General features: G+C 70.5%; 13 protein-coding genes, 1 tRNA gene and 1 pseudogene. 6 read left to right on the plus strand and 9 right to left on the minus strand.

Going from position 1 to position 13,353, the window contains the following annotated elements; all coding sequences use genetic code 11:
* Positions 1-247, minus strand: a pseudogene (locus AOJ26_RS18235) (DUF485 domain-containing protein); the annotation flags it as partial.
* 453 nt (positions 248-700) lie between these two features.
* Entirely contained in the window at positions 701-1,300 is a 600-nt protein-coding gene (locus AOJ26_RS18240; RefSeq protein WP_053849370.1) for a DUF308 domain-containing protein, read from the minus strand.
* 211 nt (positions 1,301-1,511) lie between these two features.
* Between AOJ26_RS18240 and AOJ26_RS18245 the strand changes: the two genes are divergently transcribed.
* Positions 1,512-2,696 (plus strand): sensor histidine kinase, encoded by a 1,185-nt coding sequence (locus AOJ26_RS18245; protein ID WP_053849371.1) that lies wholly within the window; start codon positions 1,512-1,514, stop codon positions 2,694-2,696.
* Positions 2,693-3,352 carry a response regulator transcription factor gene (locus tag AOJ26_RS18250; protein ID WP_053849372.1) on the plus strand — a complete coding sequence of 220 codons (660 nt, stop codon included), beginning with the start codon at positions 2,693-2,695 and terminating at the stop codon, positions 3,350-3,352. Before AOJ26_RS18245 ends, AOJ26_RS18250 begins: the two co-directional genes overlap by 4 nt.
* Positions 3,353-3,374: 22 nt before the next feature.
* Here the strand turns inward: AOJ26_RS18250 and AOJ26_RS18255 are convergent.
* The 3 genes from AOJ26_RS18255 to AOJ26_RS18265 all read right to left on the minus strand — a co-directional run bounded on the left by AOJ26_RS18255 (position 3,375) and on the right by AOJ26_RS18265 (position 5,862).
* Positions 3,375-3,447, minus strand: a tRNA-Gln gene (locus AOJ26_RS18255).
* 65 nt (positions 3,448-3,512) lie between these two features.
* Positions 3,513-4,880, minus strand: a complete 1,368-nt coding sequence (locus tag AOJ26_RS18260; RefSeq protein WP_053849373.1) for a DinB family protein — start codon at positions 4,878-4,880, stop codon at positions 3,513-3,515.
* A 40-nt stretch (positions 4,881-4,920) separates the two neighbouring features.
* The gene (locus AOJ26_RS18265; RefSeq protein ID WP_053849374.1) at positions 4,921-5,862 is read right to left on the minus strand and encodes an NAD(P)-dependent oxidoreductase; all 942 of its coding nucleotides are present in this window, start codon (positions 5,860-5,862) and stop codon (positions 4,921-4,923) included.
* An 83-nt stretch (positions 5,863-5,945) separates the two neighbouring features.
* Between AOJ26_RS18265 and AOJ26_RS18270 the strand changes: the two genes are divergently transcribed.
* Entirely contained in the window at positions 5,946-6,317 is a 372-nt protein-coding gene (locus AOJ26_RS18270; RefSeq protein WP_053849375.1) for a winged helix-turn-helix transcriptional regulator, read from the plus strand.
* Between the two features lie 15 nt (positions 6,318-6,332).
* Here the strand turns inward: AOJ26_RS18270 and AOJ26_RS18275 are convergent, their stop codons facing one another.
* The 4 genes from AOJ26_RS18275 to AOJ26_RS18290 all read right to left on the minus strand — a co-directional run bounded on the left by AOJ26_RS18275 (position 6,333) and on the right by AOJ26_RS18290 (position 10,597).
* A complete protein-coding gene (locus tag AOJ26_RS18275) occupies positions 6,333-7,079 on the minus strand; it encodes a phosphotransferase family protein (protein WP_053849376.1) in 747 nt (248 codons plus the stop codon).
* 115 nt (positions 7,080-7,194) lie between these two features.
* Positions 7,195-7,818, minus strand: coding sequence for a TetR/AcrR family transcriptional regulator (locus AOJ26_RS18280; protein WP_053849377.1), 624 nt, complete (start codon positions 7,816-7,818; stop codon positions 7,195-7,197).
* A gap of 292 nt (positions 7,819-8,110) precedes the next feature.
* The gene (gene rox, locus AOJ26_RS18285; protein WP_053849378.1) at positions 8,111-9,670 is read right to left on the minus strand and encodes a rifampin monooxygenase; all 1,560 of its coding nucleotides are present in this window, start codon (positions 9,668-9,670) and stop codon (positions 8,111-8,113) included.
* Positions 9,671-9,913: 243 nt separating this feature from the next.
* Positions 9,914-10,597 carry a helix-turn-helix transcriptional regulator gene (locus AOJ26_RS18290; protein ID WP_053849379.1) on the minus strand — a complete coding sequence of 228 codons (684 nt, stop codon included), beginning with the start codon at positions 10,595-10,597 and terminating at the stop codon, positions 9,914-9,916.
* 85 nt (positions 10,598-10,682) lie between these two features.
* On the opposite strand from AOJ26_RS18290, the gene AOJ26_RS18295 reads away from it, so the two are divergent.
* The 3 genes from AOJ26_RS18295 (at position 10,683) to AOJ26_RS18305 (ending at position 13,225) form a co-directional block, all read left to right on the plus strand.
* Complete coding sequence (locus AOJ26_RS18295; protein WP_053849380.1) at positions 10,683-11,120, plus strand: DoxX family membrane protein; 438 nt, start codon at positions 10,683-10,685, stop codon at positions 11,118-11,120.
* A gap of 472 nt (positions 11,121-11,592) precedes the next feature.
* A complete protein-coding gene (locus tag AOJ26_RS18300) occupies positions 11,593-12,606 on the plus strand; it encodes an RNA polymerase subunit sigma-70 (protein ID WP_053849381.1) in 1,014 nt (337 codons plus the stop codon).
* Between the two features lie 163 nt (positions 12,607-12,769).
* A complete protein-coding gene (locus AOJ26_RS18305; protein WP_053849382.1) occupies positions 12,770-13,225 on the plus strand; it encodes a DUF6069 family protein in 456 nt (151 codons plus the stop codon).
* The last annotated feature ends 128 nt before the right edge of the window (positions 13,226-13,353 follow it).

The following is a 13,353-nucleotide window of genomic DNA, read 5'->3' on the forward strand; positions in this document are numbered from 1 at the left end:
TGACGGTGAGGGTGAGGAAGAAGGCGAAGTAGCCGAGGGCGACGAGGGTGGCCACACGCCGCTGCCAGCGGCAGGCGCGGCGCAGCACGCGCAGGGCGCGGTGGTAACTGGACCACGAACGCTGGCGGGCCCCGCTTCCCGGGCGCTCTCCGGCCGCCGGGAGGGGCTGCGGCCGGAGAGCGGTGGGGGAGGGGACCCGTCCGTTGTGCCGGTGCGGCAGGGATAACTCCGAGCGGTCGTAGGACATCCCAAAACTCCTAGCGCGGTGGGCCCGGCGGTCACGGACCGCAAGAAGGTGGGGGAGCGGAGGCGGTTCGGGTCACCGCACGTTATGCGGGTGTCAGGGCCGTGGATGTGTGTTCCGTTGAACTTTCTGCCGACGGCCCCGCGAACGAGGCGGCCTCGACGGGTGCCCGTGATGGCGACGTGACGGAAGGGACCACAGGTGTCCCCTGTGGTCCCTTCTCCTCACCATCGGTCGTCCGTACGTCGTACACCAGTCCTGATCAGTGTTGGCCGCTCTGACGGAAGCCCACCGGTCGGCGGGACGAGGGGACGTACGTCGAATGCCGCAGGGATGGGCCGTACATCGAGGGGGTGGTACTGCTGGCATATGCCCGCCGACTATCGGTCCGCCTGAATGTGCCCCGGTGCACGGTCAGGCGCCCCACCTCCGGTCGGCCGCTTCCACGGCAGTGTGTCAGCGCTCCGCGCGCCGGGCGCGGATGCTCAGGGCGATGGCGGAGACGAGGAACCAGAAGGCACCGAACGCCGAGTACCCGGCGACGGTGGACAGACTGCTCGTCGCAGAGCCGGAGGAGGCGGCGATGGTGGCACCGGCGAGAACGGACTGCGCGCCGCTGACGACCATGGGCCACTGGGCGCCGACGGTGCGCCGGCGCCGGACCGCCACGACGAGTTGGACCGCTCCGGACAACAGGGCCCAGACGCCGAAGACGAGGAGGGCCGTCCTGACGGAGGAGAAAGCGGCGACGATCATTCCCACGGTGGTGGCGAGGCCGAGAGCCATGTTGACGGCACTGACGTTGTCCGCGGAGCCGGTGCCGGCCAGGCGGCGCTCCAGGAGCGTGGCGATCACGTCCCACAGGGGGTAGACGACGAGCAGCACGGCCGCGACCGCGGTGGGCCTGTCCGTCGACTCCAGCGAGGCGGAGGTCGTCAGGACCAGCGCCACCCAGACCAGGGAGAAGACGACACGGATCAGGTGGAGCGACCGCAGCCCGGAAGGTGTCGGCGCGGTCGCGGTCGTAGCCGGCGAGGTGACGGTGGTCTGTGTCATCGGGAGTCCCGTTGCGATCGTGAGCGGTGTGAGGCGGGTGCCTCGACGACGAGTCTCAGCGGCCTCCGGCGCGGGCGCGTACTTCGAACGAAGTAGTTGTGCCCTCCGCTTCGACGGGACGGGTCTCCGGTGCTCCCGGCGAGCGAAGCGGGCTCGTCGTGTACATCGTTCGAAGTACACGGTCGCGGTGCGCGTGAACGAGAATCGGCACATGGCCGACGCGCACAACACTCAGGACGGACCGGCGGCGCCCCTGTGGGTCCGCCGCCCCGAGGTGCTGCACCGAGGCGCCTACGGGGTGGCCGCGCTGGTGTTCACCGGTCAGATCGTGGCCGTGGCGGTGCGGGGGTCGGACTGGCCGACGGCCCTCGGCGTCCTGCTCGCCGGAAGCGGTGTCGCCCTCTCGTGGCGGCAGCCGTGGGCGGGACTGGTCGTGGTGAGCGCGGCGTCTTTCGCCGTCACAGCGGTGGGGCACGATCCGCTGTCGGTATGGATGATGGCGGTGCTCGTGCTGTTCTCGGTCAGCCTCAGGGGAAAGCAGCCGCTGGTCGCGACCGGCGTCGTGGCGGCGTTCTTCCTGGGCGCGTTCATGACGGTGGGAGGGTTCCGGGGCGGCGCGGTGGTGGGAGCCGCCGCCCTCTTCTCCGCGATGGCGGGAGGTGCGACCGGGGCCGCGCTCCGCATTCACCGGGACCACTGGTGGACCCTGGAGGAACGGGCCGAGAGCGCCATCGCCACCCGTGAGATGGAAGCCACCCGACGAGTGACCGAGGAACGGCTCCGTATCGCCCGGGACCTCCACGACGTCATCGGTCACCAGGTCGCGATGCTGAGCATGCACCTCGGGGCCGCGGAGATCGGACTGCCCGCAGACGCCGAAGCCTCCCGGCAGGCCCTCGTGTCCGCCAGGTCCAGCGCCCGCACGGTCGTCGTCGAGACGCAGCGCATCCTCGCGCTCCTGCGCCTCGGGGACGACGTGGACGGCGACGAGGCGCTCCGGCCGACCCCGGCGCTCAGCGGTCTGCGAGGACTCGTCGCCTCTTTCGGGAGTGTCGGCCTGGACGTCCGGGCCGACATCGAACTCCCCGACGGTTTCGTGGAGCCCAGCGTCGGGGTGACGGTCTACCGGGTCGTCCAGGAAGCACTCACGAACGCCTACCGGCACGGCGAAGGGACAGCGACCGTGGAGGTGCGCGAGCGCGACGGCAGGATCGCCGTCACCGTGGAGAACCGCGTCGCCCGCTCCGCACGTGGCTCCGGCCCCGGCAGCGGACTGGGGCTCGTGGGGATGCGTGAACGCGTCGAGTCGTCCAACGGACGACTCACGATCGACAGCCACAACGGGCGATTCCGGGTCCACGCGGAGTTCAGCCTGCTGGGAGCCGTCGTCCGATGACGCGGATTCTGATCGTCGACGACCAGGACGACATCAGGGCCGGGATCCGGGCGATGCTCCGGCTCGACCCGGGGCTCGTGGTCGCGGGGGAGCTCTCCGACGGGCTCCAGGTGGTGCCCTTCCTCCGGGACCACCCCGTCGACCTCGTGCTGATGGACATCCGGATGCCGGGCATCGACGGTGTCGAGGCCACGCGCCGGATCCGTGCGGAACACTCGCCCCAGGAGACGCGGGTGATCGTGCTGACCACGTTCGACCAGGACGACATCGTGCTCGCCGCGCTGCGCGCGGGCGCCAACGGCTTCCTGAGCAAGACGGTGAGCCCCGCCGAACTCGTCGCCGGAATCACCGAGGTCGTCGGTGGTGGGGGTGCGCTGTCGGCCGCCGCCACGGCCGCGCTCATCGGGCACATGACCGACAGTCCGCCTCCGGTGGTCGACCGGGAACTGCTGCGGCGCTTCGACGCGTTGACCCCCAGGGAGCGGGACGTGGTCCTGCTCGTGGCGAGCGGACTCGGCAACGACGAGATCGCGGCCCAGATGTCCGTGTCGCCGTTCACCGTGAAGACGCACGCGGTACGGGCGATGACGAAGGTCGGCGCACGGGACCGAGCGCAACTCGTCTCGTTCACCTTCCGCGCCGGGCTCTGCCCCTGACGCCGAGCCGCCTGCTTAGGGGCGACGAGGGCAGGATTCGAACCTGCGTCCACCCGGAATCAGAGCCGGGCGCTCCTCCGCAGAGCTTCCTCGTCGCCAGCGCGATCATTGCCCGAACCGCTGTGCGGGGCAACCGATTTGTGCGCGAGGACCGGCTCGGTCACGTCCACTCCTGAGCGGCGGCACGCTTCTGCTTGCCGGAGAAGACCCCCGCCGACCGGAGCGCACCGGCCATGAGCGGATCGGCGACGGCCACTCCGTGGACCAGCTCGGGTGTACGGCGGAAGGCGACGGCCTCCGCCGTCGGCCGGGCGGCGGTCCAGGCACCGGCGACGGGGTCCACCCGATGACGGGCGCAGACCGCTTCGACGAGCGAGCGTGGACACGGCCGCTCCCCCCGCAGCACTTCCCACGGCAGCGGGAGTTCCGCCCAGACGTAGGTGTCGGGATGCAGTCCGCCACCCCTCATGCGGTGCCAGTACGCCACGTCGGCAGCCATCAGCCGAGGCACCTTGCCGGGGCAGATCCGGTCCAGGATCTCGTCCTGCCCGAGCTCGGTCAGCAGCGCGAACCAGTGGGCGCGCGCCGTGTTCCAGGCCTGGGCCGCCTGGTTCCACGTCGACGAGTCGTCACCGCGGCGCACGATCATCGTGTCGCGCTCCAGGGGATGCCGGTTCCAGGCGTCCTCCAGCAGATCCGCGACCTGGCGCAGGAAACCGTTCCACCGCACCAGCAACCGCGTGAGGTCCTCGTCGGACACATGCGCCAGCACTTCGCCCGTGGGGTGCACGTGCGCGACCGCGTACCAGCGGGCCCGCTCGGGTGTGAGGCGCTGGAACAGGGCCTGGGCGACCTCGTCGTAGACCTGACGCTGCCGGCCGTTGGTGAAGACGCTGCGCATGTGGCCGCGCGCCGTGATGTAGGCGATGAAGGCCGCCGTGTCCGGATCCGCGGCGAACAGTTCGTACGGCAGGGCGTGGGCGAGGGCGCCCTTGCCGGTCATGACCACCTCGAGTCGGCGCTGCTCGTGGATGACCCGGGCCAGTTTGCCCTCCATCCGGCGCAGGAGCCGGAAACGCTTGTTGTACTGGCGCTTCGAGATGTCCCCGAGGCCCGCCGCCGCGCGCTCGCTCCGGTCGAGGCGATCCATGCCGAAGTCGTTCTGCCCGTACGCGCGGCCGATCTCCTCGCCTGCTCGCCGGATCACCTCCTCGATCCGCGCCGGGTCGTCCCCCGCGCTGCCCGGGAGGTGCGGCACGTTCGTGAACAGGCTTGCCGCCCGGGCGAGTTGGCGTTGGGCACCGACCGGACGGGCGAACTCCTCCCGCATGGAGGTGTAGCCGTGCCAGAGATTGCGCAGCGAGTGCGCGGCAGCCTTCGCGAGCGCCGTGTCGGTCGCCGCGTCGAGGTCGGTGCCCTGGGCGGCGTACATGTCCTGGATGAGCCGGGCCACGTCCTCCGGACGCTTGCGCAGGGTGAGTGAGGCGTGCAGTTCCCGGAGGATCTGTTCGCTTGTGGGCGACGGCATGCGCCACAGCCTGTCATCACCAGGAACGGGTCTCCACTGGTTATCCGCTTGGCTGTTCAGCGCTCGCTCGGCCGTTGCTGTCCTTTCGGATGCTGTCGATGATGCGGGTCCAGTTGTCGCCGCCGTGGCCGTGTTCGATCGCGTGACGGTAGTGGGCCTGCACGGCCAGGGGCAGCGCGAGGTCGAGACCGAGTGCCGTGCTGGTCTCCACGATGTGGTCGGACGTGGCACCCATCATGGTGACCGTGCTGAGGTCGCCGGGATGCTCTCCGGCGTCGAGCGCGGCACCGAGGTTCGCCTCACCGGCCCTGAGGATGTCGCCGATCGAGTCGGTGAAGGAGGCCAACTCGGGCAGCGCCTCCGCCGCCTTCAGGCCGGCGGCGCCCAGCATGGCGGTGGCGTGCATCAGTGCCGACAAGGTGGTGAGGAACACCGCGAGTTGGGCTTGGTACATCATCTGGGCGAGGCCCGGGTCGACGCCCAGATAGCGGGGCCTTCCCAGTGGCGCCAGCGTCGCCCGGTGACGCTCCATCAGCTCTTCACGGCCGCTGTAGTAGACGTGGGACGCCTCCGTTCCGACCATCGGTGCCGGAACCATGACGCCTCCGGTGAGGAAGTCGGCGCCGTGGCTCGCCGCCCAGGCCGCCGCCTCACGGGTGCGGTCGGGGGTGTCGGAACTCAGGTTGACCAGGGTGCGGCCGGCGAGCGACGCGGTGGCGCCGCCGAGGATGTCGTACATCGCCCGGTAGTCGGTGAGGCTGAGGATCACGAGGTCGCTCGCTTGGACCGCCTCGCCCGGTGTGGTGGCGAGCGTCGCTCCGTCGGCGACGACGCCGTCGGCCCGGCGGGCGGTGCGGTTCCACACGGTGACGGGGTGGCCGGCGGTGAGGAGGGTGCGGGTCATGGCCTGACCCATCGGACCGAGCCCGATCACGGTGACGGGGCTGTTCTGCCTGGCGGGGGCGTTCAGTTGTTCGTTCACCCCTCCATGGTCGGAGAGCGTCGCTAGGGTCGGAAGTACCCACTATTTTCTGCGGTACTTACCTTTTAGTAAGGGGGGCAGGGATGGCCAAGGCACCGAGATGCGGGCCTTACATCTGCGGCATCGACGCGGCGCTCGACGTGGTGAGCGGGAAGTGGAAAGGGCTGATCCTCTGGGAACTCGACGCCCACGGGATTCGCCGCTTCGCGGAACTCCGCCGTGGACTGCCGGGGGTGAGCGAGAAGATGCTGACGCAGCACCTGCGGGAGATGGAGGAGGACGGCCTGGTGCACCGCAAGGTCTACGCGGAGGTGCCGCCGCGCGTGGAGTACTCCCTGACGGAGCACGGCCGTACGCTCAACAAGGCGCTGGAGCCGTTGGGGGCGTGGGGAGTTGAGCGGATACGGCGCGAGGGCGCCGTGGAGGTCGAGGTGGCGGAGGCATCACACAGCTAGCAAGCCCGCGGTGCCTCACATGCGGGCTTTCAGCACGTCGACCTCGCACCCCGGCGCGAACGGGTCGAAACCGTGCTGGACCAGCCAGCGGATCACCAGCAGACTGCGCAAGGACCACCACGCGCGGATCACATCGAGGTCGACGTCCGTGCCGTAGCCGGCGATGACGTCGTCCAGACGCTCCTCGTGTCCGAGGGTGAAGGTGGCGAGGTCGCACAAAGCGTCGCCCTGGCCCGCCTCGGACCAGTCGATGATGCCCGTGACCTCGTCGCCGTCGACGAAGACGTGCGCTATCTGGAGGTCGCCGTGGGTGAACGCCGGAGTCCACGGCCGGAACGCGGCCTCGGCGACCTGCCGGTTGCGGGTGACCAGGTCGGCGGGAAGGACGCCGTGCGTCACGAGCCACTCGCACTCGTCGTCGAGTTCGGCCACCAGCGAGGCGACGCTCCGGCCGGCCCTGCCAGGCCGGGGCGGCAGGGGTGCGTCGTGCAACGTCCGGATGGCGGCACCCGCGGCGGCCCATGCCGTCGGCGCCCCGGTTGCCGGTCCACCGAGGCTTCCGACCGTGGTCCCGGGGAGCGCGGCGATCGCGAGCGCGGGCGGCTTGCGCCACAACACCTGTGGGGTGGGAACCGGCGCGAGGGCCATTGCCTCGACCTCGGCGTCGAGGCGCGACTGATCGGCGTCCACCTTCAGAAACACATCGCCGACGCGCAGCGTCGCACGCTCGGAGTGAGCGACGACGACCTCGACCTCGTCCATGGCCGACCAGTATCCCGGGGATGCCTGCCGACGTCGCGGGGTTTCTCACGTGCGACGACGCGGCCGGCGGTGGTCCGTCACCGGGTGAGGTACGCCTGCGGAGGGCGCGGGCCGCTCACGGTTCGCCGTGGGCTGCCGCGGGCCGGGACCGGTCGGGTCGGCCCAGTCCTGCGACGAGGAGTGCGACCAAGGTGCGCGGGTTGTAGTCGGGGTCGTTCTCCGCGCCCACGCAGAGGTTGCCCACGCCGCGCATCAGCTCCAGCCCTCCGATGCCGGAACGGATCTCGCCGGCCGCCGCGGCGGCGTCGAGGAGCTGTGTGCACACCGGTACGAGATGGTCGATGAAGTAGGCGTGCAGGCTCTCGAAGCCGGCGTTGTCGTGTTGCAGGGCGGCGGCGAGTCCGTGTTTGGTCACCAGGAAGTCGACGAAGAGGTCGATCCACTGTTCCAGCGCCTCGTACGCGGTGGGGCAGCTCGCCAGCAGAGCGGGACCGGCCTCGGCGCAGGTCTCCACCTGGTGGCGGAAGACCGCGACGATCAGGTCCGCCCGGGTGGGGAAGTGGCGGTAGATCGTGCCGATCCCGACACCTGCCCTGGCCGCGATGTCGCGGACCGGCGCCTCCACGCCCGAGGTGACGAAGACAGCGGCAGCCGCGTCCAGCAGGATCTGCTTGTTGCGCCGGACGTCCTTGCGCTGGGACGCGGCGGCTTTCTCCGTGCCCTGGCGACTGTCGCTCACTGCGGGGCTCCTCTCGGCGGATCGCGGTTCCGCATACAGATGGAACGGGGTTCCGTTTCGGCCATGATGGCAGATCGGGCCGGCGGACCGGCCACCGCCACTGCTGTCCTTTCCGCCCGGTTCCCATCCCGCCGACGCCCGCTGACGCCCGCCGACGCCCCCCGACGCCCGCGGACGTCCAGTGCGGGGCACGACCACGCGCGGGCGTGCGTCTGCCCGCGCGTGGTCTGCAACCGCCCCCTCAGGCGAGGGAAGAAGGGGCGACGTACGGCGGCTTGACGGCCTCCCGTGCTCAGTCGCCGACGGGCCTGCCGAACCAGCGCGCGAGGTGCCTGTCGAGGTCCTGCTGATCGTCGCCGATCCAGGCGACGTGGCCGTCAGGGCGTAGCAGGACGCATGGCGCGTCCAGTGCCGCGGTGGGATCCGCGAGGTGGTCCACCCGGTCCGACCAGCCTCCGACGGTCAGGCGTTCGGTGCGGTCCAGCAGGAGTCCCCGGCCGTGGTGCAGCAGATCGTAGAGTCGGCCCTGCTTCACGTCGATGTCGCGCAGGCGGCGGCCGAGCAGCTGGGGGCCTTCGCCGAAGTCGTAGCGGACACTGATCGCGGTGATCTTCTCGATGAGGTGACGGTTCACCTCCTCGAAGTCCATCAGTTCCGTGAGGAGCCTGCGCACGGCCTGCGGCCCCGGCTCGGTGGACAGCAGTTCCGTCTGGGCGCGGGTGTTGTCCAGTACGTCCTCGGCGACCGGATGACGTTCGGCCTGGTAGGTGTCCAGCAGCGTCTCCGGTGCCCAGCCCCGGACCTGAGCGGCCAGTTTCCAGCCGAGGTTGAAGGCGTCCTGAAGGCCCAGGTTGAGGCCCTGTCCGCCGATGGGCGGATGGATGTGCGCCGCATCGCCCGCCAGCAGCACCCGGCCCACGCGGTAACGCTCCGCCAGCCGGGTGGCATCCCCGAAGCGGGACAGCCAGCGCGGGGAGTGGACGCCGAAGTCGGTTCCGGCGACGGCGCGCAACTGCTCCCGGAAGTCCTCGATGGTCGGTTGTGCCGAGCGATCGCTGACTCCCGCGGCCGGGACCAGGACGCTGTAGACGCCCTCGCCGAAGGGCCGGAGCCAGAACCGGTGATGGATCTCGCGGACCTCGGCCGTCCTCGCGGCGATCTCCTGCTGCGGCACACCCACTTCCATCTCGCCCATCAGCGTCTCGTTCCGCGAGGGCTCGCCGGGAAAGCCGACACCGAGGAGTTTGCGCACCGTACTGCGCGCACCGTCACAGCCGACGAGGTAGCGCGAGCGGACCCGCTCCCCGTCGTCCAGTTCGACGGTCACCCCCTGCTCGTCCTGCTCGAATCCGGTGACGGCCCGGCCGCGAAGCACCTGCGCGCCGACTTGAGCCGCGTGCTTCTCGAGCAGGTCGACGAGGACGGGCTGCGGGATGCCCAGCAGATAGGCATGCGCGGAATCCAGGCCCTGGGGTGCGGGTTTGTCGATGGCGGCGAAGAAGCCGCCGGCCGGACGCTGCCTTCCGTGCGGCCGAACGCGGTCCAGCAGTCCGCGCATCGCCAGCAGTTCGAGGCTGCGCATGTGCAGACCGACGATGCGGACGAACGACACGGGTTCGGTGTCCTTCTCCAGGACGAGTACCCGTACGTCGTGCAGCCGTAGTTCGGCGGCCAGCATCGCGCCGGTCGGCCCACACCCGGCGATGATCACGTCGAAGTCGAACCCGGCGGGTTCGCGATCGACACCGGCTCCGGCTTCCGACGGCCGACATCCGGAGACCACGCGTGCGGTGGAGTCGCGGTCGACCGCGTCGTCCGACGACGTCTCGGCGGTGAACTGCGGAGAGTCCATAGGTGTTGCCTTTCGGGAGTGCCTTGTTGTCGAGGCGCTCCCGGCGACACCTACGTCAGTCGCCGGCCGTGACGGAAAGGGGGAGCACCCACATCGCTACAGCGTTCATGGGACTCACCTCCTCGGGCGGTGTCACGGACAACGGCAAGCTACAAGCCCCGCCCTCACCCGTCCACTCCTTTTCCCAGCCGCTCGGAGCACCGCCGTTCCCGGGACCTCGTCTCCCCGGCCCACGGCAGGCGTTCAGGCCCCGGCAGGCTCCAACCGGACGCAGCACCGGCCCGGGGCGGGCGCCAGACAGGCCGTGTACGCGCGCTCGCCCAGGCCCTGAAGGACACCGCGCAGCAGGTGCAGGTTCATGCCGCACACCGTCTGGGTGTGCTCGCGCGCCAAGGCGTGGAAGGGGCAGTTGCCCAGCACGATGGCGCCTGTTTCCTCCTGCCGTGGTTCGAACCCGTACCGCTCCAGCAGCTCGAAGAGGCTTGCGCCGCCCGGTTCTTCGAGTCGCGCGCCGAGTTCCTCGGCCTTGCGGTGCAGTACGTCCCGCACCGGTGCGCCGGTCGCCGCGGACTCCTCCACCGCCTGGGCCAGGAGGCGCCCGGCGAGCTCGTAACGCCGATCCGGGAGGCTGACCGCGATCTGCTTCCCGGAGCGCCGGTACAGCTTGGCCGGTCGGCCCGCTCCCGGTCCCGTCCGCCCGCTGCGCCGTTCATAGACCACGTCGAGGAGGGACTCGTCGGCGAGCCGGTCGAGATGGAACGCCGCGGTCTGCCGCGCCAGGCCCAGTGCGGCGGCCGCGTCATCGCGGCTGACGGGCCCGGGCTGGCGCACCACATGGTCGTACAGCCGCCTGCGGGTCGGCTCGTCCAGGGCGGCGATGGCCGAGACATCGGTGTCGCGTACTTCCTTCGGGTCGTCCACGAACACCAGTGTAAAACCCATGGCCATTGACTAAAGAAGAGAGCGGGGCTTCTATAGGTAATGAAAGTTGTCGATAGAAGGAGAGGTCGTCATGTCCTCCGCAACCGCAAGCACCCCGTCCGCCGCCGCCTCGCGGCGCGGGCAGTTCGCTGATCCCGGCTACCAGGCGTTCGTGATCCTGCGTACGGCCTTCACCGTGGCGCCGATCCTGTTCGGGCTGGACAAGTTCGCGAACCTGCTCGTGGACTGGCCCGCCTACCTCGCGCCGTGGATCAACGACCTCGTCCCCGGCAGCGCCCAGGCGGCCATGTACGCCGTGGGCGTGATCGAAGTCGTCGCCGGGATCGCCGTGGCCCTCGCGCCACGTTTCGGAGCCTGGCTGGTGGCCGCCTGGCTGGCCGGCATCATCGTCAACCTCCTGACCATCCCCGACTACTACGACATCGCCCTGCGCGACTTCGGCCTCCTGCTCGCCGCCGTCGCCCTCGCCCGTCTCGCCGCCCGCTACCACGGCGGGAGGGAGCGCTGACCAAGCCGCGGGCCGTTGTCTCCGGTGGCGGGGCCTGGCACGGCCCGCCACCGGAGGCGTGGGTGCGAGGGGGTACGGCGTCTGGCACGGTGCGGCGGCCGGGAGGGCGGTCACCTCGCGGTATCCGCAGGGGTGGGCGGACCAGGAGGCATGCTTCGCCGACGTCAGGGCGTCGGGTGGGAGGGTGAGCGGGTCGGCCCCCGGCGGAGCGCGGACGAACACAAGAACCTTGGGACTACGCGTGCATGGTCCGATTGACACCGGGCAGACGGGGGTCAGGGCCTTGCAGCGCTGTTCCCCCGTGGTGCTGCAAGGCCCTTTCCGTCGGCTGCCGCCTTGACCCCACCGCCAGGTCCGTCGACCTCGCCGTCAGGTGGACCCACCTCAGCCGCACCGGCCGCCCGGTGATGAGTTTTCGCGTCCGCGCCCGTCATATCTACGACAGGACACGACGAGGCGGACGGATGACGTGATGAGCGTGGACACGCGGCTGGGGGACCTGGGCGATCGCAGGCTGGACGAGGTCGACGAGTCGGCGTTCTCGGGGCTGGCGGAACGGCACCGGCGAGAGCTGCACGTGCACTGCTACCGGATGCTCGGGTCGTTCGAGGATGCCGAGGACACCGTGCAGGAGACGTTCCTCCGTGCCTGGCGGCGACGGGAGACCTTCGAGGGGCGGTCCACGTTCCGGGCGTGGCTGTACCGGATCGCGACCAACGCCTGCCTGGACCTGCTCGCCAAGAGCCGGCCGGAGCCCGCGACCGGCGGCGAGGTGTCGTGGCTCCAGCCCTACCCGGACCAGCTTCTCGACGAGCTGCCCGCGGGCGGCGCGGACGAGCCGGAAACCGTCGCCGTCGCACGGGAGACGATCGAACTGGCGTACCTGGTCGCGCTCCAGCATCTCGCTCCGCGCCCGCGGGCCGTGCTGATCCTGCGGGACGTGCTCGGCTGTCCGGCGAAATACGTCGCGGAGTACCTCGGCGACTCCGTCAACTCAGTGAACAGCGCGCTGCAACGGGCCCGGGCCGGCATGCGCGAACACCTGCCCGCTGAGCGGCAGGACTGGACCGGCGGCGAACAGGACGCGGGGACCCGCGCACTGGTGCGCCGCTACACCGACGCCAGCGTGGCCACGGACGTCGACGCGCTCGCCGCACTGCTGCGGGACGACGTCCGCTGCTCCATGCCGCCCACGCCGGGCCTCTATGTCGGCCGCGACGCGGTGGTCAACGACTGGATCGAGGGCGGCTTCGAGGGCATGAAGGGCCTGCGCGCCGTCCCGACCTCCGTGAACCGGCAGCCCGCCGTCGCCTTCTACCTCTGGCGGCAGGGGGACGGAGAGGGCGCGGAGGGCGCGTACCTGCCGCTGACGATCGACGTCCTGCGCGTCACCGGCGGAGCGATCACCGAGATCATCACCTTCCACGACGACCAGTTCCCGCGTCTCGGGCTGCCCGAGCGGCTGCCGTCGGACGGTACGGCCTGACCCCGCAGCGGACGCTCAGCCGCGCGGCACCCGTGCCCTGGCCGGCGCGGGCGAGCGCGGGCGAGCGGCGATCCCGGTCGAGCCCGGCTGCGACCCCGAGGGACGGGGCCCTCTCATGCCTGTGAACACCCTTACACCTGTTGCCAGATGATGGAGGAGAGACATGAACAGCGTGCACGACAGCGGGCTCGTCGTAGCCCCGGAAACGGACCGGACCAGCAGCATCCGCCGACCTCGCGGTCTCGTGGGCGCCGGCCTCATTGCGGCACTGGTGGCGGTGTCGGCCACCACGCTCGCGGCAGCCCTCGCCCAGGCTGTCGGCGTCGACTTCGAGGTCCCTGACGGTGGCGAGGCGATTCCGCTGTCCGGGTTCGCCGTGGTCACCGGTTTCTTCTCGGTCGTCGGCATCGTCATTGCCGTCGTTCTGCTGCGCTGGAGCGCCCGCCCCGCCGTGCGGTTCGTGTGGGTGACGGTCAGTCTGACCGCGATCTCCCTGGTCCCGCCCCTCCTGGCCGGGGCAGACGCGGCCACCGCCATCGCGCTCATCGGGCTGCACGTTCTCCCCGCGACGGTGATGATCCCCACCCTTGCGCGGTGCCTCCGCAGCCGGACCCGTTGACGGGGCTGCGCCGGGACACATGGTCGGCCCACCACTGTCAGTGGTCCTGCCTACGGTTCTCCGTACGGGTGGGCGCGCTCAGCAAGTGGGCGCCTCCTGCCGGGGTGGAGATCACATATGAAGGGGGC

This window comes from Streptomyces sp. NRRL B-24085, from assembly GCF_001282115.1.
Lineage (GTDB): Bacteria > Actinomycetota > Actinomycetes > Streptomycetales > Streptomycetaceae > Streptomyces.

Bases quoted from the DNA above. Each gene is read 5' to 3' on its own strand.
- AOJ26_RS18305 (WP_053849382.1), top strand. From the start codon at position 12,770: ATGAACAGCGTGCACGACAGCGGGCTCGTCGTAGCCCCGGAAACGGAC.
- AOJ26_RS18240 (WP_053849370.1), bottom strand. From the start codon at position 1,300: ATGACACAGACCACCGTCACCTCGCCGGCTACGACCGCGACCGCGCCG.
- AOJ26_RS18295 (WP_053849380.1), top strand. From the start codon at position 10,683: ATGTCCTCCGCAACCGCAAGCACCCCGTCCGCCGCCGCCTCGCGGCGC.
- AOJ26_RS18270 (WP_053849375.1), top strand. From the start codon at position 5,946: ATGGCCAAGGCACCGAGATGCGGGCCTTACATCTGCGGCATCGACGCG.
- AOJ26_RS18260 (WP_053849373.1), bottom strand. From the start codon at position 4,880: ATGCCGTCGCCCACAAGCGAACAGATCCTCCGGGAACTGCACGCCTCA.
- AOJ26_RS18250 (WP_053849372.1), top strand. From the start codon at position 2,693: ATGACGCGGATTCTGATCGTCGACGACCAGGACGACATCAGGGCCGGG.
- rox (WP_053849378.1), bottom strand. From the start codon at position 9,670: ATGGACTCTCCGCAGTTCACCGCCGAGACGTCGTCGGACGACGCGGTC.
- AOJ26_RS18275 (WP_053849376.1), bottom strand. From the start codon at position 7,079: ATGGACGAGGTCGAGGTCGTCGTCGCTCACTCCGAGCGTGCGACGCTG.
- AOJ26_RS18245 (WP_053849371.1), top strand. From the start codon at position 1,512: ATGGCCGACGCGCACAACACTCAGGACGGACCGGCGGCGCCCCTGTGG.
- AOJ26_RS18300 (WP_053849381.1), top strand. From the start codon at position 11,593: ATGAGCGTGGACACGCGGCTGGGGGACCTGGGCGATCGCAGGCTGGAC.